The sequence below is a fragment of the Streptomyces sp. NPDC034049 genome (assembly GCF_055575575.1).
This window is the reverse complement of the sequence record NZ_JBVISJ010000007.1, coordinates 166,477-186,473: the sequence shown is the minus strand read 5'-3', so window position 1 is coordinate 186,473 and position 19,997 is coordinate 166,477. Positions and strand designations below refer to the sequence as shown.

The window sequence follows — 19,997 nt, the reverse complement described above, 5'->3', positions numbered from 1 at the left end:
CAGGGAAGTCACAGATGGCAACGACGGACGGCCGCGTGCCCCGGCGCAGGGTCGACGCCCGCTCCAGCAGGGAGCGCATCACCGCCGCAGGACGGACGGTACTGGGCAGAGGCGAAGCCTCTCTGGAGCAGATCGCGGCAGAAGCCGGCGTGGGCATCGCCACGCTCTACCGCCACTTCCCCAATCGTGAGGCCATCGTCCGGGCCGTCCTGGAGGACATCCTCGAAACCGACCTCCTCCCTCTCATCGAGCGAGCCGCCGACTCCCCGCACACACGCCAGGCCCTTCAGGACATCGCCACACATCTGCTGGACCTCATCACCGAGGAGCGGGGCCTGGTCCCCTTCGCCGGCAACTTCGCCGACGTCGCGGTGGACGTTCTCCAGCGCTTCAGCGCCTCGCTCCACCCGCTCCTGGTGCGCGCACAGCAAGCCGGTGAGATCCGCGCCGACCTCACCGCCGAGGACATCCCTCACTTCCTCGTCATGGCGGTCGCCGGCCTCGCACTCCCCGGCACCACGCCCTCTCTACGCGCCCGCTTCATCGCCCTGCTCTTCGACTCACTCGACCCGGCCAACGCCACTCCCCTGCCCCCGCTGCTCGCCGGAAACGACGACCTGCGCGCCTCGGTCGGCAACGTCGCGCGCACCTGACCCACGACATCCGGGCCGCCTCGGGCAGGAACGTCGCCCCGAACACGGCGGCCACCGCGACGGCGGGACGGCGGCGAAAACTGAAGTACTCCCCCACGTCCGGCGGGCAGTGCCCTGAGCGAAGAACAGCGACAAGGGGTGGTGAGAACAGGACGCGGAACGTCGGGCGGGCAGGGACTGTGGTCCCTGCCCGCCCGACGCGTCCATGGTTCATGATTTCCGGATCAGAGGTGCATCGGTACGGGCGGCGATGTCCTCGGCGGTGACATCCGGCGCGCATTCCACGAGAGCGAGGCCCTCGGGTGTGACGTCGAGGACGCAGAGGTCGGTGATGATGCGGTGGACGCACTGTTCGCCGGTGAGCGGCAGGGTGCATTCGGTGAGGATCTTCGGGCTGCCGTCCTTGGCGGTGTGTTCCATCAGGACGATGACGCGGCGGGCGCCGTGGACGAGGTCCATCGCGCCGCCCATGCCCTTGACCATCTTGCCGGGGATCATCCAGTTGGCCAGGTCGCCGACGGCGGAGACCTGCATCGCACCGAGCACGGCGGTGTCGATGTGGCTGCCCCGGATCATGCCGAATGACAGGGCCGAGTCGAAGAAGGAGGCCCCCGGCAGCACCGTTACGGTCTCCTTGCCGGCATTGATCAGGTCAGGGTCGACCTCGGCCTCGGTCGGGTACGGGCCCGTGCCCAGGATGCCGTTCTCGGAGTGCAGGACCACATGGACGTCCGGGGGAAGGTGGCCGGGGATGAGGGTGGGCAGGCCGATGCCGAGGTTGACGTAGGAGCCGTCGACGAGTTCGGCGGCGGCGCGGGCGGCCATCTGCTCCCGGGTCCAGCCCGGCTGCGTTCCGGGGGTGGAGCTCATGTGCGTACGGTCCCTCGTGTCGAAGACGCGGAAATGGAAAGGTGCTCGATCTGCTTGTCGGCGGCCTCGGCCGAGGTGAGGACCACGATCCGCTGGACGAAGATCCCCGGCAGGTGGATCTCGTCCGGGCTCAGCGCGCCCGGCTCCACGAGTTCCTCCACCTCGGCGACGGCGATGCGGCCCGCCATCGCGGCCGGCGGGTTGAAGTTGGCGGCGGACTTGCGGAAGACGAGGTTGCCGTGACGGTCGCCGCGCCAGGCCCGTACGAGGGCGAAGTCGGTGGTGATGCCGTGCTCCAGAACGTACGTACGGCCGGCGAAGTCGCGCGTCTCCTTGGGCGGGGAAGCCACCGCGACCGTGCCGTCGGGCCGGTAGCGCCAGGGCAGCCCTCCCCTGGCCACCTGGGTGCCCACCCCCGCCGGGGTGTAGAAGGCGGGGATGCCCGCTCCCCCGGCGCGCAGCCGTTCGGCCAGCGTGCCCTGCGGCACCAGCTCCACCTCCAGCTCGCCCGACAGGTACTGACGGGCGAACTCCTTGTTCTCGCCCACGTAACTGCCCGTGACACGGGCGATCCGGCCGTCGGCCAGCAGGACTCCCAGTCCGCGCCCGTCCACACCGCAGTTGTTCGACACGACCTCCAGGCCGGTGGTGCCCTGGGCGTGGAGTGCCTGGATGAGCACGTCGGGGATGCCGCTGAGGCCGAAGCCGCCGACGGCCAGCGACGCGCCGTCGGGGATGTCGGCGACCGCCTCGGCGGCGCTCGCACAGACCTTGTCCATGGGAGGGAGGGCCTTTCTGTCGTGTCTGTCGTGCGTGGTCGCCGGCTCAGATGTCCACGCGCAGGGCGTCCGAGATCGACTTGACGCCACCGTGTGTGGTGAGGCCGCCGTCGACCGGGATCTCGGCGCCGGTGATGAAGGACGACTCGTCGGACAGGAGGAAGACCACGAGCGGGGCGACCTCCTCGACCGTGCCGGTGCGGCCGAGCGGTGTCTCGCGGACGTTCGCCTCTCGGAACGCGGGCGCCGCGGAGGCGGTCATGTCCGTTTCGATGAAGCCGGGGTGGACGATGTTCACGCGGATGCCGACGGGCCCCAGTTCCATGGCGGCGGTCCGCGACAGGCCGCGCAGCGCCCACTTGCTGGCCGTGTAGGCGACCGGGTAGTGGCCGGTGAGCGCGGCGGACGAGCCGACGTTCACGATCGAGGAGCCGGGTGGCATCAGCGGGGCCAGGTGCTGGATGCCCAGCAGCGGGCCGGTGACGTTGACCGCGTGGACCCGGGCCATGTCCTCGGGGCGCACGTCGTCGATTCGGGCCCGCCAGGTGACGCCCGCGTTGTTGACCAGGCCGTGCACCTGCCCGTACGCCTCACGCAGGTCGGCGGCGAGTTCCGCCCAGTCCTTCTCGCTCGTGACGTCGAGACGGCGACAGCCGGGTGCCTGCGTGACGTCGGTGGCGATCACCCGGGCGCCCTCGCAGGTCAGCGCCTCGGCCTCCGCGGCGCCCTGGCCACCGGCCGCGCCCGTGACCACGACGACCCTGCCGAGGAGCCTTTTGGGATGGAGATCGGTCACGGCCGTTGCCTCGTGCGGCGTCGGGCGACGGGAACGGTCATGGGGTCCGGGCCGGCCACCACGGTGTTGGAGACGGAGCCGATGCCCTCGACGGTGAGGGTGACCGTGTCGCCGGGCTTCAGGGGCGGCGGGGACTGCTCACCCCGTACGCCCCACAGCTCGGCGAGGCAGCCGCCGTTGCCGCAGGTCCCGGAACCGAGGACGTCGCCGGGACGGACGACGGTGCCGCGTGAGGCGTAGGCGGCCATCTCCTCGAAGGTCCAGCTCATGTTGGACAGCAGGTCCTTGCCCACGACCTCGCCGTTCACCGAGGCGGTGAGCGCGAGCCGCAGGAAGCCGTCCGTGTCGCGGTACTTCCCCAGCTCGTCGGCGGTGACCAGGTACGGACCCAGCGTGGTGGCGGTGTCCTTGCCCTTGCAGGGGCCGAGGCCGACCTTCATCTCGGCGGACTGCAGGTCGCGGGCGGACCAGTCGTTGAAGACGGTGTAGCCGACGATGTGGTCGCGGGCCTGCTCGGGGGTGAGGTCGCGGCCCTCCTTCCCGATCACGGCGGCGACCTCCAGCTCGAAGTCGAGCACGCTCGACCCCGGGGGCATGGGGATGTCGTCGTGGGGCCCGTACATGGCGTAGGGGTTGCCGAAGTAGAACGTCGGGGCCGCGTACCACCGCTCCGGTACCCCGGCGGCGCCGTCCACGGACCGCCGTACGCCCTCGACGTGTTCCTCGAAGGTGACGAAGTCCCGCACGGTGGGCGGCTGGAGCGGAGGCAGCAGTCGTACGTCGGAGACATGGGGGCCGGCCGGTACGTCCAGCATCGCGGAGCCCGCCTCGAGCAGTTCGGGCAGACCGCCGCCCTCGGCGAGCAGGCCGGTCAGCGAGGTGACGCCGGGAAGGGGGTGGAGCGTGCCGTCCTCTTCGACGACGGCCACCTGGCGTCGGTTGCGGTACTCGTACGTGGCGAAACGCATGGGATGGTCCTGTCGGCGGGAGGGCGTACGGAGGTGGGCCGGGGGCGCGGCGGGGAGACAGGGCATGACAGGGCTGCCGCGCCCTCGGGGAATCGGGGCTTCGCCGATCAGACCGGCGGGGCGACGAAGACGCCGCGGTCGACGTCGTTGAAGGACTCCTTGGTGACCAGTTCGTTCATGGGGTTGGCGGTGCCCCACTGGTCGGTGACCTCGGGCTTCGAGAAGTCGTAGACGTGCGGGTGCCAGGTGTCCTCGTCCAGCAGCTCCAACTCCGTCGTGTACTCGACGGTGTTGCCGTGCGGGTCGAGGAAGTAGGTGAAGGTGTTGTCGCCCGCCATGTGCCGGCCCGGACCCCAGATCTTGCGGGCGCCGGAGCGGATGACGCGGCCGGAGCCGCGCATGTACTCGTCGATCCCGCGCATCTCGAAGGAGATGTGGTGCAGCGAGGTGTGCGGGCCCTTGGCGATGGCCATGGAGTGGTGCTGGTTGCTGATCCGCATGAAGTGCATGACGTCGCCGATGTGCGGATGGCCGAGCGTGTCGGACAGCCGGAAGCCGAGGTGCTCCTCGTACCACGCCTTGGTCTTGTCCAGATCCGGCGAGTTGAGGACGACGTGCGACAGCTTGACCGGGATCGACTCCTTCTCCTCGATCCTGCGGTGCTGCCGCACCTCGACGTCGGCCAAGACCTCGATGGTGCGCCCGTCCACGTCGAAGAACCGGAAGCCGTACCCGCCCCCGGGGGTGTCCACCTTGCCCGGCTGGGAGATCAACTGCACGCCGGTCGCGAGGAGTTGCTCGGCGAGCGTGTCCACGTCGGCCGGGCTCGCGGCGCCGTAGGAGACGAGGTCGAGGCGCTTCTCGTCGGCCTTGCGCAGCCGGACGACGTACTGCTCGGGGGAGCCCTCGGCGGCCAGGAAGGAGATGCCGGAGTCCTCGGCGACCTTGGTCAGGCCCCAGACGCCGGCGTAGAAGTCGAGTTGCTTGTCGTAGTCCGGTACGGCGAGATCGACGTGGCGGAGGTGGGTGAGCAGGCGGTTACTCATGGGGGTCCTCCTCAGACGAGGTTGAACAGAGCGGCGGCGTTTCCGCCACGGACGGCGTGGAAGTCGGTGTCGGGCAGGTCCGCGGCGCGCAGCGCGCCGAGCGGGTCGTCGGTGCCCATGTCGAAGGGGAAGTCGGAGCCGAGCAGGACCCGTTCCGGGCCGACCGCTCGCAGCAGCTCCCGCAGCACCTGAGGGTCATGGACGAGGGAGTCGAAGTACAGCTGATTCAGATAGCTGCTCGGTTCCCGCTCACAGCCCCGGGCGTCGGGACGGGCCCGCCAGGCGTGGTCGGAGCGGCCGATGTGGGTGGGCAGGTAGCCGCCGCCGTGCGCCGCGATCAGCTTCAGACCCGAATGACGGTCCAGGACACCGGAGAAGATCAGGTGGGAGAGGGCGACCGCGTTCTCGGTGGGCTGGCCGACGGTGTTGGACAGGTACCACCGGTCCAGGCGCTCGTCGAGGGTACAGCCGAACGGGTGCAAGAAGATGAAGGCGCCTGTCTCCTCCGCTCGGGACCAGAGGGGTTCGTACGCCGGGTCCGACAGTTCGTGGCCGGGCGCGTGCGAGGAGATCTCCACGCCCCGCAGCCCCTGGTCCAGGGCGTGGTCGAGCAGGCCGACCGCGAGGTCGGGATGCTGGAGCGGGACCAGGCCCAGGCCGTGCAGGCGGTCTGGAGCCTTCGCACAGTGTGCGGCGGTGCCCTCGTTGGCCAGCCGGCAGACCGTCTCGGCCAGTTGGGGCTCGGCCCAGTAGTGGTAGTGGGACGGCGAGGGGCTGACCAGCTGGATGTCCACGCCCTGCGCGTCCATGGCCGCCAGGCGCACCGCGGCGTCCGTCAGCTTCGGCACGCGCGCGCCGACCATCGGACCGTTCACGGTCAGGGCCGCCGGGCCGTTGCGGCGCGCGTCGAGGGCACGGGCCTCGGCGAGACCGGGATGACCGGCGACGGCCTCCTCGACCTCCGGGAGCAGGAGATGGGCGTGGACGTCGATGGTCGGCGCGGAGGATGCCGTGGTGGTCACGGGCACTCCTTGAGGAGGTTCATGGTGCGGCCGACCAGCCCGGCCATGTCGGCGTCGCGCACACCGTCCAGCTGCCACTGGCCGATCTGCATGGACGCCTCGACGACGGTGCGCACCCGGGGGATACGGCGGTCGTGGTAGGCCTGGAGCAGTTGGTCGTCCCAGTCCCGGCTGTCGGCCAAGGCCCCGGTGAGCAGCTCGGCGAGGACGAGGGCGTCCTCCAGGGACATCGCCGCGCCCTGGGCCATGGTGGGCGGGCAGCAGTGGGCGGCGTCGCCGATCAGCACGACCCGGCCCCGGTGCCAGGAGTTTTCGACCAGCAGGTGGTCGAACCAGGTGTAGTTGACCTTCTTCGGGTCGGTGATGTGCTCGGTGATCTCCGGCCAGACCCCGCCGTAGCTCTGCGCCAGGCGGCGCATCTCGTCGGCGTAGGTGGCCGGGTCGATGGAGGCGCGGTCGCGGCACCCTTCGACGACGTACGCGTAGATGGTGTTCTCGCTGGTGGGGCAGTAGCCGGCGATGTAGGCGGGGCCGCCGTAGGCGAGGTCGGTGCGCGTCACGCTCTCGGGCCGCGGGACTGCGACGCGCCAGATGGCCATGCCGGTCGGCTCGGGTTTGTCCGTGATGCCGATCGCGGCGCGGGTGGCGGAGTTGAGTCCGTCGGCGCCGATCACCAGGTCGTAACGGCCTTCGCTGCCGTCGCTGAAGCGCACCGACACGCCGTCGGCGTCCTGCTCCAGCGCTTCGGCGGTGGTGCCGAGGCGGACGTCGGCGCCGGAGGCACGGACCGTGTCGATGAGGATCTGCTGCAGCTGGGGGCGCTGCATGCCGAGGGTGGCGGGCAGGTCCTCGCCGCCGGTCTGGATGTCCTCGGCGACGAACAGGACCGTGCCGTCGGGGGCGGTCACGCCCAGCGAACCGAAGGCGTATCCGGAGGCTTTCACCTGCTCCCACACGCCCAGTTCGCGCAGGACCCGCAGGGCGTTGCCCTGGAGGGTGATGCCGGAGCCGGTGGTGGCGTTCCAATCGGGCTTGGCCTCGATCAGGTCGACGGCGATGCCGGCGCGGCGCAGCAGGATGGTGACGGCGTTGCCTGAGGCGCCCCCGCCGATGACCAGGACGGTGGGTGTGCCCCCGGCCGGAGGCTGGGAGTGAGTGCGGCTGTCAGCCATGTCGGGGATTCCTCCCGGGGTTGGGCCGCGCGACTTCGGGCGGCGGGGGCTGCGGCTCGCCCGCTGCGAGTGCGGGCCAGAGGTGGGGATGGGGACGGGTCACCCGGCGAAGCGGGTGGAGCGGTGCGGGCCGGATGCGTCGCGACTGTCCGGGGAACGGCGCATCCGGCAGTTGTGCGGGTTACTTGACGGCGATCGGGTTGACCGGGGAGCCGACGGCTCCGGTGATGGGGAGGGGGGCGGCGGTGAGCCAGAACTCGTACACGCCGTCGTCGGCGCAGTCGGCGGCGAGTGCGTCGAGGTCCCACATCTCGCCGATCAGCAGGCCCATGTTGGGGATGACGACCTGGTGCAGCGGCTGGAAGGCGTGGTCGAACTCGTTGGGACGGACCTCGAAACCCCAGGTGTCGGTGGCGATGGCGGCGATCTCGCTGCCGTGCAGCCAGCCGGCGGTGGTGAACGACAGGCCGGGCGCGGGGCCGCCCGCGTAGTCGCCCCAGCCGTCGCGCCTTGCGCGGGCGAGGTGTCCGGTGCGGACGAGCACGATGTCGCCGCGGCCGGCGGTCACCCCGTGGGCCTCGGCGGCCCGGGTGAGGTGCTCCTCGGTGATGGCGAACCCGTCGGGCAGCTCGCCGTCCGTGCCGACGACCAGGCCCACGTCGAGCAGGACGCCACGGCCGGCGACGTACGGTGCCATGTGCTCGATGCCGGTGACGAGGTCTCCGTCGGAGGTGACCACCTTCTCGGCGGCCCGTCCGTTCCACGCCTTGCCGTGGTCGAAGATGTGCCCGAGTCCGTCCCACTGGGTCGAGCACTGCAGCGGCATGGCGATCACGTCGTCGGCGCCGCCGATGCCGTGCGGGAAACCCTGGTTGCCCAGCGCCGCGTCGGTGCCCGTGTCGAGCATGGTGTGCACCGGGTTGGTCCGCCGGCGCCAGCCCTTCTGCGGGCCGTTCATGTCGAACCGCTGCGACAGCGAGAAGCTGACGCCGCGGCGCACGAGCGCCGCTCCCTCGCGCCGCTTGGCCTCGTCGAGGAAGTTCAGCGTGCCGAGCACGTCGTCCTCACCCCAACGCCCCCAGTTGGAGTACGCCTTGGCGGCCTCGGCTATCGCGCCCTCCGGGTCGCGACGCTCCGGGCTCATGTCGTTCCCTCCGCGACACAGCGGGTGCGCTGCACGCCCAGACCGGTGATGGAGCCCTCCATGACGTCGCCGCCCTGCAGCAGGCGTCCCCAGTGGATGCCGTTGCCGGCCGGGCTGCCGGTCAACACCAGGTCACCGGGCAGGAGTTGAGCCGTCTGCGAGGCGTACGACACCAACCGGGCGACTCCGAAGAGCATGTCCTTGGTGGACTCGTCCTGCATGGTGTCGCCGTTCAGCTTGAGCGTGACCCGCAGGTCTCCGGTGTCCGCGATCGACTCAGCAGGTACGAGCCATGGGCCGAGCGGCGTGAAACCGGGCGCGTTCTTGCAGCGCAGCCAGTCGGTGCCGATGGCCTTCATGTCCCGGCGGAACACGGTGGCGCGGTCGGTGAGGTCGTTGGCGATGGTGTACCCGGCGACGTACTCCAGGGCTTCCTCGACCGTCACCTGGTAGGCGGGCTTGGCGATGACGGCCGCCAACTCCAGCTCCCAGTCCGGCTTCTCGGCCCAGGCGGGCAGGACCACGTCGTCGTACGGGCCGGTGATCGCGCTCGGCAGACCGATGAACACGTACGGCAGGTCCTCGGCGGCCCGGCGGTCCATGACCGCGGCGATCTCCTCGCGGGCCTCCTCGACCGTGCGCGGGTCGTCCGGGGAGCGGTGGGCGACCTCCAGGTCGATCACGTGCTGCCGGTAGTTGGCGCCGGACTGAAAGATCTGCCGCGGCTCGATGGGGGCGTGCACCCGCAGGCCCTCCAGTGGCCGCCGGCCGAGGGCGTCGTCGTCTGCCAGGGTGTGCAGGAGGGGGAGGGTCTCCTCCCACCGCTCCACCACGGCGCGCAGATCCGATGGCGCCCAGTCCAGGGCGCTACGCAGATCGAGTACCCGGTCTTCGACCAAGAGGCCGGGAAACGGCTCCCCGTCCGGAGCGGAGAACGTGCCGAGCGCGAACGGGCCGGCTGATTGCGCGAGCATTGCCATCAGATTTCCTCCTGCGGGGTTGGGGTCTACTCTGACCCCGATCAGCCGATCACGGAAATTAATCCTGTGGATGCGTCGAATCCATGCCATGGATGGCTCTCGTTGCTAGGTGGTTGCCCGGTGAACCTGTCCCGACTCGACCTCAATCTGGTCCTCGCCCTGCGCGCGCTGCTGGAAGAGCGCAATGTCACCCGGGCCGGCGAGCGCATCGGGCTGAGCCAGCCCGCCATGAGCGCGGCGCTGTCCCGGCTGCGCCGCCATTTCGACGACGAATTGCTCGCCCGAACCGGCAACGCCTACGAGCTGACACCGCTCGGCGCCGCCCTGCGCGACCGCAGCGCCACCGCGTGCGACCTGCTGGAACGGGTCTTCGCCAGCCAGGCCGACTTCGACCCGGCCGCAGAGAGCCGAGAATTCACCCTGCTCGCCTCCGACTACGGAGCGGCCGTGTTCGGTGCCGTCCTCGCCCGCACCCTGCACGAGGAGGCGCCCGGCATCCGGCTCACCTTCCAGCACCCGGCACCGTCCGTCGTGGAGAACACCGCCGCGGTGCTGAGCACCGTCGACGGACTGCTGATGCCGCACGGCGTCATCGACGGCTTGCCCGCCGTCGACCTCCACCAGGACCGCTGGCTGTTCCTGGTCGCCGACGATCACCCCGAGATCGGTGACGAACTCACCCTGGACCAGCTGGGGCGTCTGCCCTGGGCCGTCTACCAGCGTCCCTACGACGCCCCGGCCGCCCGCCAGCTCAGCATGATAGGGATCAGTCCCCAGGTGGAGGTGTCCGTGCAGACCTTCCAGCTGCTTCCCCACATGGTCGAGGGCACCCGCCGGATCGCGATGATCCAGGAGCGCCTTGCGCGCAAGGCGGTCCGATCCGCGGCGGTGCGCGTCCTGCCCTGCCCGTTCGAGGCGGTACCGGTGCGGGAGGCGATGTGGTGGCACCCCGTGCACGCTCAGGACGCGGGCCACATCTGGCTGCGGCAGAAGGCCGCGGAGGTGGGCGCGACGCTGGCGGGCAACGGCAACGGCTACGGCAAGGGCCAAGGGACGGCCGTGCCCGCCGGCCAGAGCGCGGGGCTGCCGCCGGGCCGGCTCTGACCGGGCCCGGCGGCGGCCCGTGATCGACGCGCTCCCGGCGGCAGCCCTGCGCACCCTCAGGCCAACTGCTCCGGCAACGGCCGGCGTCCGACGACGCCCACCCGGCGGCGGGCCGCCCACAGCCCCGCCGCGACGAGGGCGGTGGCCAGCCCCAGCATGCCCACCGCACCGGCGAGACTGCCGACCGCGGACTCCCCGGCGAGCAGCACCAGCGGGCAGACGAACTCACCGCCGAAGAAGGCCGCCGTCCACAGCCCCGTGCCACGGCCGCGGTCCTCGAACGCGAGACGGGACATGGCACTGGTGAGAAGGGCGGGCAGCAGCATGCCGGTGCCCACACAGTTGACGACCGCCCCGATGACCAGCAGCGGGGCGTTGCCCGCGAGGAACATCACCCCGAAGCCGACCGCGCAGACCGCGAGAACGACGGGAAGCATCGGGTCGGGAGAACGCTTGAGCCGGGCGAAGGTGACCGCTCCGCCCACGGTGGCGGCACTGGCGATCGCGGTGGCCAGTCCGATCACGCCGGTGTTCTCCACCCCGAGGTCGTCGAGCAGGTACGACATCTCCACCGGGACGGTGTAGAAGACCATCGCCCCGAAGAAGGTGAGGGCGCAGATGCCCGCCAGCTGCCGCCAGGGGAACGGGCGGCGGGCCTCCACCTCGGCCGGAGCCGCGGCCGGAACCTCGTCGCCGGCCGCGCGACCCGCCGGGTTGGGCAGGACGGTGGCCATCAGCGGGGCCAGCGCCAGGCTCACGGCGTAGAACCAGAAGGGCACGCGCCAGCCCGCCGATCCGGCGGCGCCGCCGAGCACGAAGAAGACGGTGGCCGACGCGGAGGCGCACATGGTCTGCAGGGCGAGGTACTTCACCCGCCGGTGACCGCTGTAGTAGTCGCCGATCAGGGTCGTGCAGCAGGTCATGATCGCGGCCTCGGCGACGCCGACTAGGGCGCGGCTGGCGATGATGCCGCCCAGCGAGTCCAGCCAGAGCGGGGCGGTGCCGAACGCGGCGTACAGCAGGGTCGCCACGACCAGCAGGCGCTTGCGGCCCACCCGGTCCACGATCACACCGGCGAACGGGGCCAGCAGCGCCAGCGCCAGCGCCGGAACGGTCAGTGCGAGGGGCACCAGCGCCTTGGCCCCCGGGACCGCCGCGAAGTGGTCCTGCATCTTCGGCAGCACGGGGGCGATCAGCACCGCCCCCAGGATCGGCAGGCAGCTGCCCGCCATCAGAAGGGTCACCCGCAGCAGATGGTCCGGGCCCGACACGGCGACGGCCGACGGGGCGGTGGCATCGATCGCGGCGGGAGGCGGCGGGGGCACGGAACCGGGCATGGCGACTCCAGGGGACGGCGTAAGGGAGCGGGCATGCCTCGCGGGCACCGACGGCGCCCGGCATGCTGGGGGAACTCGCGCGCCGGCAGCATCCGGACAGCGGCGTGCGGTAGCGACGACTATGGGGGCGCCGAGGCGCCGGTGCCATCCCCAGCGCAATCCGAATCCCGTATCCGGGTTATCCACGCGGTGGATGGGATGGGCACCGTCACGCAGACGGAAGGCGTGCACGGCTGTTCCTGCGCGCGAGCAACGGTGGCCCGGAGGCGGTCGTCCCGGCCCCCAGGACGCCGCCCGCAGCGGTAGCCGGTAGCCCGCAGCCGGTAGCCGGTAGCCGGCACGGTCGCGTCAGGGGACAGGCAGCGGCAGGACGCGCCGATAGGCGACGACGGCCACGACCGCGACCACCAGTCCGGCGGACCCAGTGACAGCGACGCGCATGGCGCCCTCCCGAGCGTCAAACAACTGCCGCCGTGCTGGCCCGCACCGAACGAGGCACAGCCGCCGTCCCCGTAGTGCTCGCAAAACAGCAGGTCAGGGATGCTCAGGCACACCGGACGTAGTTCACGCCATGCATTTTGGGAATCAGATCGAGCGCACCGGCCGCGCCTGAGGAATCTACAAGATCCAGCAGGTCAGAGCCCCTTTTCCGCGCGCTCCAGAATCGCCACACACTCCACGTGATGCGTCATCGGAAACAGATCGAACGCCCGCAGCATCCGCACCCGGTACCCGCCCTCACGGAAGTACCCCAGGTCCCGGGCCAGCGCCGCCGGGTCGCAGGCCACGTAGGCGATGCGGCGGGCGCGCAGGGACGACAGGTGCTGGACCGTCTTCCTGCCCGCGCCGGCGCGCGGCGGGTCCAGGACGATGAGGTCGACCTCTTCGATGCCCGTGCGCGGCAACACCGCCTCGACCTTGCCCTGTTCGATCCGCACCCGGTCGAAGTCGGCGAGGTTGTGCCGCGCGTCCTCGACCGCGCGCTTGCCCGACTCGATGCCGAGCACCGCGCCCTTGTCGCCGACTCGGTCGGCGAGGGCGCCCGCGAACAGCCCCACGCCGCAGTAGAGGTCCAGCGCCATGTCGCCCTTGCGCGGCAGCAGACCCTGCATCACGGCCTTGACGAGCGTGTCGGCGGCCTTCGGGTGCACCTGCCAGAAACCACCGCTGCCCACCCGGTACGTACGGTCGTCCGCGCGCTCCCGGACGAAGGGGCGCCCGTGGACGCGGTGCACGCCCCCGTCCTTCTCCTCGACCCGCATCACCGACACCGGCTTGTCCAGCTCCACCAGAGGCAGCCGCGCGCCCGGCCGGGGCTCCAGGATGACCTGACGGTCCTGCGAACCGGTCGCCGCGATCGCGTCGACGGACGCCATGCCCGTCCAGTCGCGCTTCTCGATGCCCAGCTCGGACACCCCCGGCGCCGCGATCATGCAGTGGTCGATCGGCTCGACCTCGTGCGAGCGGTGCTTGCGCAGCCCCGCCCGCCCCGATTCGTCCACCGCGTACTGCACCCGCGTCCGCCACCCCGGGACCTCGCCCGCCGGCAGCTTGTCGCCCTCGGCGGGCATCACGGTGCCGTCCCAGCCCGCCTCCTCGGGGGTGAGACCCGCGAGGCGCTGCAGCTGTTCGGCGATGACCTCGCCCTTGAAGCGGCGCTGGGCGCCCGGCTTGGCGTGCTGCCAGTCGCAGCCGCCGCAGCGGCCGGGGCCGGCGTAGGGGCAGGGGGCCTCGACGCGGTCCTTGGAGGCCGACAGGACCGAGACCGCGTCCGCCCGCAGGAAGCGCGCGCCCTCCTCGCCCTCGGTCACCCGGGCCACGACCCGCTCGCCGGGCAGCGCGTGCCGGACGAAGAGGACCTGTCCCTCGGACGTACGGGCGATGCAGTGGCCGCCGTGGGCGACGGGGCCCACCTCGACCTCGTACTCCTCCCCCACCAGCGATTTCTTCGGTTCTGCCTGCATGGTGGGGTGACTCCAGGAGATGAGGAACGCGACAACGGCCGGACAACAGCCCACCAGTCTACGTGGGTGCGGTCCGGCCGTTGACCACGAACGTCGGCCTGGTGCGAGCGTCAGCCCTCGTCGGCCGATGAACCCGACGAGGAACCGGAGGACGAACCGGTGGACGAACCGGTGGACGCATTCGACGCACCGGCCGACGAACCGGTCGACGACTTGGCCGACTTCGCCGCCGACTCCTTGGGCCGCTCGTGCGCCGGACCGCGCCGTACCGAGCCCGGCGCGCTCCACTCCTGCCGCTTGCGCGCCCGGCGCTTGGCGACCTCGGAGGACTCCAGCTGGTAGGGCACGGAGGTCACCATGACACCCGGCGTGAACAGCAGCCGGCCCTTGAGCCGGAGCGCGCTCTGGTTGTGCAGCAGGTGCTCGTACCAGTGGCCGACCACGTACTCGGGGATGATCACCGACACCGCGTCGCGCGGGGACTCCTTGCGCAGCCCCTTGACGTACTCGATGACCGGCCGGGTGACCTCGCGGTACGGCGAGTCCAGGACCTTCAGCGGGACGTCGATGCCGCGCCGCGTCCACTCCTCCTGGAGCGCCTTGGTCTCCACCGCGTCGACGTTGACGCTGAGCGCCTCCAGCGTGTGCGAGCGCATCAGCTTGGCGTAGGCGAGGGCGCGCAGGGTGGGCCGGTGGATCCGGGAGATCAGCACCACGGAGTGGACCCGCGACGGCCGTACGACGTCGTCGCTCGGGCCCTCCGGCGCGGCGATCTCCGCCGCGACCCGGTCGTAGTGCTTACGGATGGCCGTCATCGTCGCGTAGAAGATCACCATCCCGAGCAGGGCGACCCAGGCGCCGTGCGTGAACTTGGTGCCGAGGACGACGATCAGCACCAGGCCCGTGAAGAAGGCACCGAAGGTGTTGATCGCCCGCGAGCGGATCATGTGGCGGCGCTTGGCCGGGTCCTTCTCCGTCCGCAGGTGCCGGTTCCAGTGCCGGACCATGCCGGTCTGGCTGAGCGTGAAGGAGACGAACACACCCACGATGTAGAGCTGGATGAGGCGCGTGGAGTCGGCGCCGTAGATCCACACCAGGAGCACGGCGGCGCCCGCGAGGAGCACGATGCCGTTGGAGAAGGCGAGGCGGTCGCCGCGGGTGTGCAACTGGCGCGGGAGGTAGCGGTCCTGGGCGAGGATCGAGCCGAGCAGCGGGAAGCCGTTGTAGGCGGTGTTGGCGGCCAGGAACAGGACCAGCGCGGTGGCGGCGGCCAGGACGACGAAGAGGAAGGTGCCGTCACCGAAGACGGCCGCCGCGACCTGGGAGATCACCGGGTTCTGGACGTAGGAGTCGCCGACCGGGGTGCCGTCGCGCACCAGGTCGACCGCCGGGTTCTCGGCCATGTGCACATCGGTGGCCATGGCGAGGCCGATGATGCCGCAGAACATCGTGACGGCGAGCAGGCCCATCGCGGCGAGCGTGGTGGCCGCGTTCTTCGACTTGGGCTTGCGGAAGGCCGGGACGCCGTTGGAGATCGCCTCGACGCCGGTGAGGGCGGCGCAGCCGGAGGAGAAGGCCCGCAGCAGCAGGAAGACCAGCGCGAACCCGGCCAGTCCCTGGTGCTCGGGCTTGATCTCCAGGTCGGCGGTCGGCGCCCGCATGGTGTCGTCGAGGACCAGGCCCCGGAACGCGCCCCACGCGATCATCAGGAAGACGCCGACGACGAAGACGTACGTCGGGATCGCGAAGAGCTTCCCGGACTCCTTCACCCCGCGCAGGTTCATCAGCGTGAGCAGCACGATGATGCCGATCGCGCACAGCACCTTGTGCTCGACGAAGAAGGGGATGGCCGAACCGAGGTTCTCCACGCCCGAGGAGATCGACACGGCGACGGTGAGGACGTAGTCGACGAGGAGCGCGCTGGCGACGGTGAGGCCGGCCTTGGGGCCGAGGTTGGTGTTCGCCACCTCGTAGTCGCCGCCGCCGCTCGGGTAGGCGTGCACGTTCTGACGGTAGGACGCCACCACGGTGAACATCAGCACGACGACCGCGACGGCGATCCAGGGGCTGAAGTGGTAGGCCGACACGCCCGCGATGGAGAGGACCAGCAGTACCTCGCCGGGTGCGTACGCCACGGACGAGAGCGGGTCGGAGGCGAAGACGGGGAGTGCGATGCGCTTCGGCAGGAGCGTTTCGCCCAGCCGGTCGCTGCGCAGAGCGCGCCCGATCAGAATCCGTTTGGGCACGTCGGTCAGTTTGGACACGCAGAGGATCGTAAGCCCCCGACTGGTTCTGGGCACATCCGGGTGAAATCCCGGCGGGCCCCGGGGTGAAATCGGTCAGCCGACGACTGCGAAGTGCGTCACGTCACGCATCCTCCGGTGTGATGGGCTGCGTCCTCACGTCTATATGACGAATCCCGATGACGCATCCCGATGACACATCCCGTCGATCCCGTGCTCGTGCCGCGTGTACACCGGGCGCCCGACGGAACCCGTGACGTTCTTGCCCTCTCACCCCTCTCACTTCCTGGAGGCCCCATGCAGGCCGCGACCGCTGAGCTGATCGGCGCTCTCGCCTCCCTCGTCGGACTCGGCTTGCTGACGGGGATCAGCGTCCGCCGGATCAGTCGTCGACGTCCCACGATGTGACCCGGGAGTGCACGGGGGTGCCCCCGGCGGACCGCGCGTGTGTAGCTTGGGCCACGGTCTGAGACCCTGTTTTCGACGTTTCGGCTGAACAGTAGCTATTGACACCGGAAGGACGGTCGTGCACATCGTCATCATGGGCTGCGGGCGAGTGGGTTCCACCCTCGCCCAGACCCTGGAGCAACAGGGGCACACGGTCGCCGTGATCGACCAGGACCCCACGGCCTTCCGTCGTCTGGGCTCGGGTTTCGGCGGCCGGCGCGTCACCGGGATCGGCTTCGACCGCGACACCCTGCGGGAAGCGGGCATCGAGGAGGCGGGCGCGTTCGCGGCCGTCTCCAGCGGCGACAACTCCAACATCATCGCCGCCCGGGTCGCCCGCGAGATGTTCGGCATCGAGAACGTGGCGGCACGGATCTACGACCCGCGCCGCGCCGAGGTCTACCAGCGTCTGGGCATTCCGACGGTCGCCACGGTCCGCTGGACCGCCGACCAGATGCTCCGCCGGCTGCTGCCGTCCGGTGCCGAACCGCTGTGGCGCGACCCCACCGGCGGGGTGCAGCTCGCCGAGGTGCACGCCTCGTCGGCCTGGGTGGGCCACAAGATCAGCAAGATGCAGGAGGAGACCGGTGTCCGTGTCGCCTTCCTGACCCGCCTGGGCGAGGCGATCCTGCCGACCTCGCAGACGGTGCTGCAGGAGGGCGACCTCGTGCACGTGATGATGCGGACGGACGACGTGGAGAAGGTCGAGGCGTCCTTCGCCGAGGGCCCCGACGAGGAGGGCGGTCACTGATGAGGGTCGCCATTGCCGGAGCCGGAGCGGTCGGCCGCTCCATCGCGGGTGAACTGCTGGAGAACGGTCACGAGGTCCTCCTCATCGACAAGGCGCCGACCGCCATCTCGGTCGAGCGCGTCCCCCTGGCGGAGTGGCTGCTGGCCGACGCCTGCGAGATCACGTCGCTGGACGAGGCGGCGCTCCAGCGCTGCAACGTCGTCATCGCCGCGACAGGCGACGACAAGGTCAACCTGGTCGTCTCGCTGCTGGCGAAGACGGAGTACGGCGTTCCGCGGGTCGTCGCCCGCGTCAACAACCCCAAGAACGAGTGGCTGTTCAACGAGTCCTGGGGCGTGGACGTGGCCGTGTCGACCCCCCGGCTGATGTCGGCGCTGGTCGAGGAGGCCGTCAGCGTCGGCGACCTGGTCCGGCTGCTGCGCTTCAGCCACGGAGACGCCAACCTGGTCGAGCTGACCCTGCCGCCCGAGTCGGCGCTGGCCGGCACCCAGGTCGGTGAGGTCGAGTGGCCGGAGGACACCTCCCTGGTCACCATCATCCGCGGCACCCGGGTCCTCACCCCGACCGCGGACGACTCCCTGGAGGCGGGCGACGAGCTCCTCTTCGTGGCCGCCCAGGCCCGCGAGGAGCAGCTGGAGGACCTGCTGTCGGTCCGCCGCGAGGACGCGACGAGCTGACGCGGGACGGTACGACAGCGAAGGGGCGCCCCGCGATGCGGGGCGCCCCTTCGTGTCACGTGCGGGGTGCCTGTGCCTACTCGCCCGCCCGAGCGGCGGCCTTCCGCTCCTCCTCCGCGCGCTCCTCCGCCTCCATCTCCGCGAACACGTCGATCGGGGCCGGCGCCTTGGCCAGGAAGATCCAGGTCAGCCAGACGGCGAGCAGGAACGGCGGGATCTTCAGGGCGATGAGGACCCAGCCCAGCTGTGTGGTGTCGGCCCACCAGTAGAGCGGGAAGAGGATCGCGCACTTGCCGAGCAGGATCGCGCCCCAGGCATAACTCGCCTTCGCGTACGCCTTCTTGCGTCCGGGGTTGCGGGTCCGCCAGGACAGGTTCTCCTTGAAGACCGGGCCGAGCATCAGACCGATCAGCGGCACACCGGCCAGCGTCGTGATGATGTACGCGCATCCGAGGCCGAGTGTGTAGAGCATGCCCGGCAGGTAGAAGTCCTTGGCGTTGCCGGTCATCATCGCGAAGACCACGCCGAAGGCGACCCCGAAGACACCGCTGAAGGCGTGCTTGACGGTGTCCTTCATGACCAGCCGCACCACGACCAGCAGGACGGAGACGCCGAGGGCCGCGAGGGCCGCCGAGTGCAGGTCCTTGTTGATCGTGAAGATGGAGACGAAGAGCAGGCCCGGGAGCACGGTCTCGACCATGCCGCGTACGCCGCCGAACGCCTCGAACAGCGCGGCCTCGGTCACCGCCCTGGAGTCGTGCGAGCCGTCCTCTTCGCCCTGGGCGTCCTGGACGCCGCGCTGGGCGTCTTCCGTCGGCTTGTCGAGCGACGTCACCGGCTACTCCCGTCCGAGCGGTCTGAGTTCGTACTTCGGATTGAACAGCACCCTACGGCCCCGGCTCATCGAGATCCGCCCGGACGCGATCAGCTTGCGCCCCGGCTCTATGCCGACGATGGAGCGTCTGCCCAGCCACACCACGTCCAGGGCGGCCGAACCGTCGAACAGCTCTGCCTCCAGGGCCGGGACTCCAGCCCTGGGGCGCAGCGTGACCGTGCGCAAGGTACCAGTAACGGTCACTATCTGTCGGTCGTGGCAGTCACAGATACGCGTGCAGCCCGCGGTCACCGCGTCCTCGCGCAGCTCCTCCGACTCCAGGTCCGTCTGGGAGGAGGAGAGCCGGTCGAGCATGCGCCGGAACCGGCCCGCCGGCTTCTCGGAACGAGGAACAGCACTCATGACAAAAAGCGTACCGGGGCCCGCCGACAGTCCCGCACCCCCGTGCACGGGTGTCCGTGCACGGGGGTGCGCACGCCCCACATCGCCACGAGCCCGCGCGCACCCCGGGCGTCGTCTCACTTCTCGAAGCGGTACCCCATCCCCGCCTCGGTGATGAAGTGCCTGGGCCGTGACGGGTCGCCCTCCAGCTTGCGCCGCAGCTGGGCCATGTAGACCCGCAGGTAGTTGGTCTCCGTCCCGTACGACGGCCCCCACACCTCCTGGAGCAGCTGCTTCTGGCTGACCAAGCGCCCGGTGTTGCGGACCAGCACCTCCAGGAGGTGCCACTCGGTGGGGGTCAGCCGGACGTCCCTGCCGTCCCGGTTCACCTTCTTCGCGGCCAGGTCGACGGTGAAGTCGTCCGTCTCCACGATGACGTCGCCCTCCTCCCCGCCCACGGGTTCCGCGCGACGGACGGCGGCCCGCAGCCGGGCGAGCAGCTCGTCCATGCCGAACGGCTTGGTGACGTAGTCGTCGGCGCCGGCGTCCAGGGCCTCGACCTTCTCGTCGGAGGTGTGCCGGGCGGAGAGCACGATGATCGGCACCCGGGTCCACCCGCGCAGTCCCCTGATCACCTCGACGCCGTCCATGTCGGGCAGTCCGAGGTCGAGGACGACGACATCGGGGTGCCGGGCGGCGGCGAGGGCGAGCGCGCTCGCCCCGTCGTGGGCCGCGTCGGCCTCGTACTTGCGGGCCTTCAGATTGATCACGAGCGCGCGCACGATCTGCGGCTCGTCGTCGACCACGAGCACCCTGGTCATGGGGTCC

Annotated in this window: 19 protein-coding genes; 4 read left to right on the top strand and 15 right to left on the bottom strand. The window is 70.6% G+C overall.

The genetic code is table 11. The features are described from left to right. Positions 1-14: 14 nt before the first annotated feature. The gene (locus tag ACZ52C_RS21790; protein ID WP_469076276.1) at positions 15-653 is read left to right on the top strand and encodes a TetR/AcrR family transcriptional regulator; all 639 of its coding nucleotides are present in this window, start codon (positions 15-17) and stop codon (positions 651-653) included. A gap of 210 nt (positions 654-863) precedes the next feature. Here the strand turns inward: ACZ52C_RS21790 and ACZ52C_RS21785 are convergent, their stop codons facing one another. The 9 genes from ACZ52C_RS21785 to ACZ52C_RS21745 form a co-directional block, all read right to left on the bottom strand. Next, the gene (locus tag ACZ52C_RS21785) at positions 864-1,523 is read right to left on the bottom strand and encodes a CoA transferase subunit B (RefSeq protein WP_469076275.1); all 660 of its coding nucleotides are present in this window, start codon (positions 1,521-1,523) and stop codon (positions 864-866) included. Further along, positions 1,520-2,302 carry a CoA transferase subunit A gene (locus ACZ52C_RS21780; protein WP_469076274.1) on the bottom strand — a complete coding sequence of 261 codons (783 nt, stop codon included), beginning with the start codon at positions 2,300-2,302 and terminating at the stop codon, positions 1,520-1,522. The genes ACZ52C_RS21785 and ACZ52C_RS21780 overlap by 4 nt, the downstream gene beginning before the upstream one ends. Positions 2,303-2,348: 46 nt before the next feature. Next, complete coding sequence (locus ACZ52C_RS21775) at positions 2,349-3,098, bottom strand: SDR family oxidoreductase (RefSeq protein WP_469076273.1); 750 nt, start codon at positions 3,096-3,098, stop codon at positions 2,349-2,351. Then, complete coding sequence (locus tag ACZ52C_RS21770; RefSeq protein ID WP_469076272.1) at positions 3,095-4,066, bottom strand: fumarylacetoacetate hydrolase family protein; 972 nt, start codon at positions 4,064-4,066, stop codon at positions 3,095-3,097. Before ACZ52C_RS21770 ends, ACZ52C_RS21775 begins: the two co-directional genes overlap by 4 nt. 107 nt (positions 4,067-4,173) lie before the next feature. Beyond that, positions 4,174-5,112 (bottom strand): VOC family protein, encoded by a 939-nt coding sequence (locus ACZ52C_RS21765; RefSeq protein ID WP_469076271.1) that lies wholly within the window; start codon positions 5,110-5,112, stop codon positions 4,174-4,176. Positions 5,113-5,123: 11 nt separating this feature from the next. Continuing rightward, a complete protein-coding gene (locus tag ACZ52C_RS21760; RefSeq protein ID WP_469076270.1) occupies positions 5,124-6,134 on the bottom strand; it encodes an amidohydrolase family protein in 1,011 nt (336 codons plus the stop codon). Continuing rightward, on the bottom strand, positions 6,131-7,306 hold the full coding sequence (locus tag ACZ52C_RS21755) for an FAD-dependent oxidoreductase (protein WP_469076269.1): 1,176 nt from the start codon (positions 7,304-7,306) through the stop codon (positions 6,131-6,133). The genes ACZ52C_RS21760 and ACZ52C_RS21755 overlap by 4 nt, the downstream gene beginning before the upstream one ends. Positions 7,307-7,487: 181 nt before the next feature. Further along, positions 7,488-8,450, bottom strand: a complete 963-nt coding sequence (locus tag ACZ52C_RS21750) for a cyclase family protein (RefSeq protein ID WP_469076268.1) — start codon at positions 8,448-8,450, stop codon at positions 7,488-7,490. After that, entirely contained in the window at positions 8,447-9,430 is a 984-nt protein-coding gene (locus tag ACZ52C_RS21745; RefSeq protein ID WP_469076267.1) for a fumarylacetoacetate hydrolase family protein, read from the bottom strand. Before ACZ52C_RS21745 ends, ACZ52C_RS21750 begins: the two co-directional genes overlap by 4 nt. A 120-nt stretch (positions 9,431-9,550) precedes the next feature. Between ACZ52C_RS21745 and ACZ52C_RS21740 the strand changes: the two genes are divergently transcribed. After that, entirely contained in the window at positions 9,551-10,534 is a 984-nt protein-coding gene (locus ACZ52C_RS21740) for a LysR family transcriptional regulator (protein WP_469076266.1), read from the top strand. 56 nt (positions 10,535-10,590) lie between these two features. Here ACZ52C_RS21740 and ACZ52C_RS21735 read toward each other — a convergent pair whose 3' ends face one another. The 3 genes from ACZ52C_RS21735 to ACZ52C_RS21725 form a co-directional block, all read right to left on the bottom strand. Continuing rightward, positions 10,591-11,871, bottom strand: a complete 1,281-nt coding sequence (locus ACZ52C_RS21735; protein ID WP_469076265.1) for an MFS transporter — start codon at positions 11,869-11,871, stop codon at positions 10,591-10,593. 635 nt (positions 11,872-12,506) lie between these two features. Further along, entirely contained in the window at positions 12,507-13,835 is a 1,329-nt protein-coding gene (locus ACZ52C_RS21730) for a class I SAM-dependent RNA methyltransferase (protein WP_469076264.1), read from the bottom strand. A 110-nt stretch (positions 13,836-13,945) separates the two neighbouring features. Continuing rightward, positions 13,946-16,099: an APC family permease gene (locus ACZ52C_RS21725; protein ID WP_469076263.1), complete on the bottom strand. Its 2,154-nt coding sequence runs from the start codon at positions 16,097-16,099 to the stop codon at positions 13,946-13,948. Positions 16,100-16,604: 505 nt separating this feature from the next. Here ACZ52C_RS21725 and ACZ52C_RS21720 point away from each other — a divergent pair. Together ACZ52C_RS21720 and ACZ52C_RS21715 are read left to right on the top strand one after the other, a co-directional pair. Then, positions 16,605-17,276: a potassium channel family protein gene (locus tag ACZ52C_RS21720; RefSeq protein ID WP_220646141.1), complete on the top strand. Its 672-nt coding sequence runs from the start codon at positions 16,605-16,607 to the stop codon at positions 17,274-17,276. Then, on the top strand, positions 17,276-17,953 hold the full coding sequence (locus ACZ52C_RS21715; RefSeq protein WP_469076262.1) for a potassium channel family protein: 678 nt from the start codon (positions 17,276-17,278) through the stop codon (positions 17,951-17,953). Before ACZ52C_RS21720 ends, ACZ52C_RS21715 begins: the two co-directional genes overlap by 1 nt. A gap of 76 nt (positions 17,954-18,029) precedes the next feature. On the opposite strand, the gene ACZ52C_RS21710 is transcribed toward ACZ52C_RS21715, so the two are convergent. From ACZ52C_RS21710 to ACZ52C_RS21700, 3 genes are all read right to left on the bottom strand, one after another. Continuing rightward, positions 18,030-18,788, bottom strand: coding sequence for a DUF3159 domain-containing protein (locus ACZ52C_RS21710; protein ID WP_469076261.1), 759 nt, complete (start codon positions 18,786-18,788; stop codon positions 18,030-18,032). A 3-nt stretch (positions 18,789-18,791) separates the two neighbouring features. Then, positions 18,792-19,190, bottom strand: coding sequence for an OB-fold nucleic acid binding domain-containing protein (locus tag ACZ52C_RS21705; RefSeq protein ID WP_078853766.1), 399 nt, complete (start codon positions 19,188-19,190; stop codon positions 18,792-18,794). Positions 19,191-19,306: 116 nt separating this feature from the next. Further along, complete coding sequence (locus ACZ52C_RS21700) at positions 19,307-19,990, bottom strand: response regulator (protein WP_060886564.1); 684 nt, start codon at positions 19,988-19,990, stop codon at positions 19,307-19,309. Positions 19,991-19,997 lie beyond the last annotated feature (7 nt).

Excerpts from the sequence above, each read along its gene's own strand:
- ACZ52C_RS21790 (WP_469076276.1), top strand. The coding sequence starts at position 15 with ATGGCAACGACGGACGGCCGCGTGCCCCGGCGCAGGGTCGACGCCCGC.
- ACZ52C_RS21785 (WP_469076275.1), bottom strand. The coding sequence starts at position 1,523 with ATGAGCTCCACCCCCGGAACGCAGCCGGGCTGGACCCGGGAGCAGATG.
- ACZ52C_RS21780 (WP_469076274.1), bottom strand. The coding sequence starts at position 2,302 with ATGGACAAGGTCTGTGCGAGCGCCGCCGAGGCGGTCGCCGACATCCCC.
- ACZ52C_RS21770 (WP_469076272.1), bottom strand. The coding sequence starts at position 4,066 with ATGCGTTTCGCCACGTACGAGTACCGCAACCGACGCCAGGTGGCCGTC.
- ACZ52C_RS21765 (WP_469076271.1), bottom strand. The coding sequence starts at position 5,112 with ATGAGTAACCGCCTGCTCACCCACCTCCGCCACGTCGATCTCGCCGTA.
- ACZ52C_RS21755 (WP_469076269.1), bottom strand. The coding sequence starts at position 7,306 with ATGGCTGACAGCCGCACTCACTCCCAGCCTCCGGCCGGGGGCACACCC.
- ACZ52C_RS21750 (WP_469076268.1), bottom strand. The coding sequence starts at position 8,450 with ATGAGCCCGGAGCGTCGCGACCCGGAGGGCGCGATAGCCGAGGCCGCC.
- ACZ52C_RS21745 (WP_469076267.1), bottom strand. The coding sequence starts at position 9,430 with ATGGCAATGCTCGCGCAATCAGCCGGCCCGTTCGCGCTCGGCACGTTC.
- ACZ52C_RS21735 (WP_469076265.1), bottom strand. The coding sequence starts at position 11,871 with ATGCCCGGTTCCGTGCCCCCGCCGCCTCCCGCCGCGATCGATGCCACC.
- ACZ52C_RS21730 (WP_469076264.1), bottom strand. The coding sequence starts at position 13,835 with ATGCAGGCAGAACCGAAGAAATCGCTGGTGGGGGAGGAGTACGAGGTC.
- ACZ52C_RS21715 (WP_469076262.1), top strand. The coding sequence starts at position 17,276 with ATGAGGGTCGCCATTGCCGGAGCCGGAGCGGTCGGCCGCTCCATCGCG.
- ACZ52C_RS21705 (WP_078853766.1), bottom strand. The coding sequence starts at position 19,190 with ATGAGTGCTGTTCCTCGTTCCGAGAAGCCGGCGGGCCGGTTCCGGCGC.
- ACZ52C_RS21700 (WP_060886564.1), bottom strand. The coding sequence starts at position 19,990 with ATGACCAGGGTGCTCGTGGTCGACGACGAGCCGCAGATCGTGCGCGCG.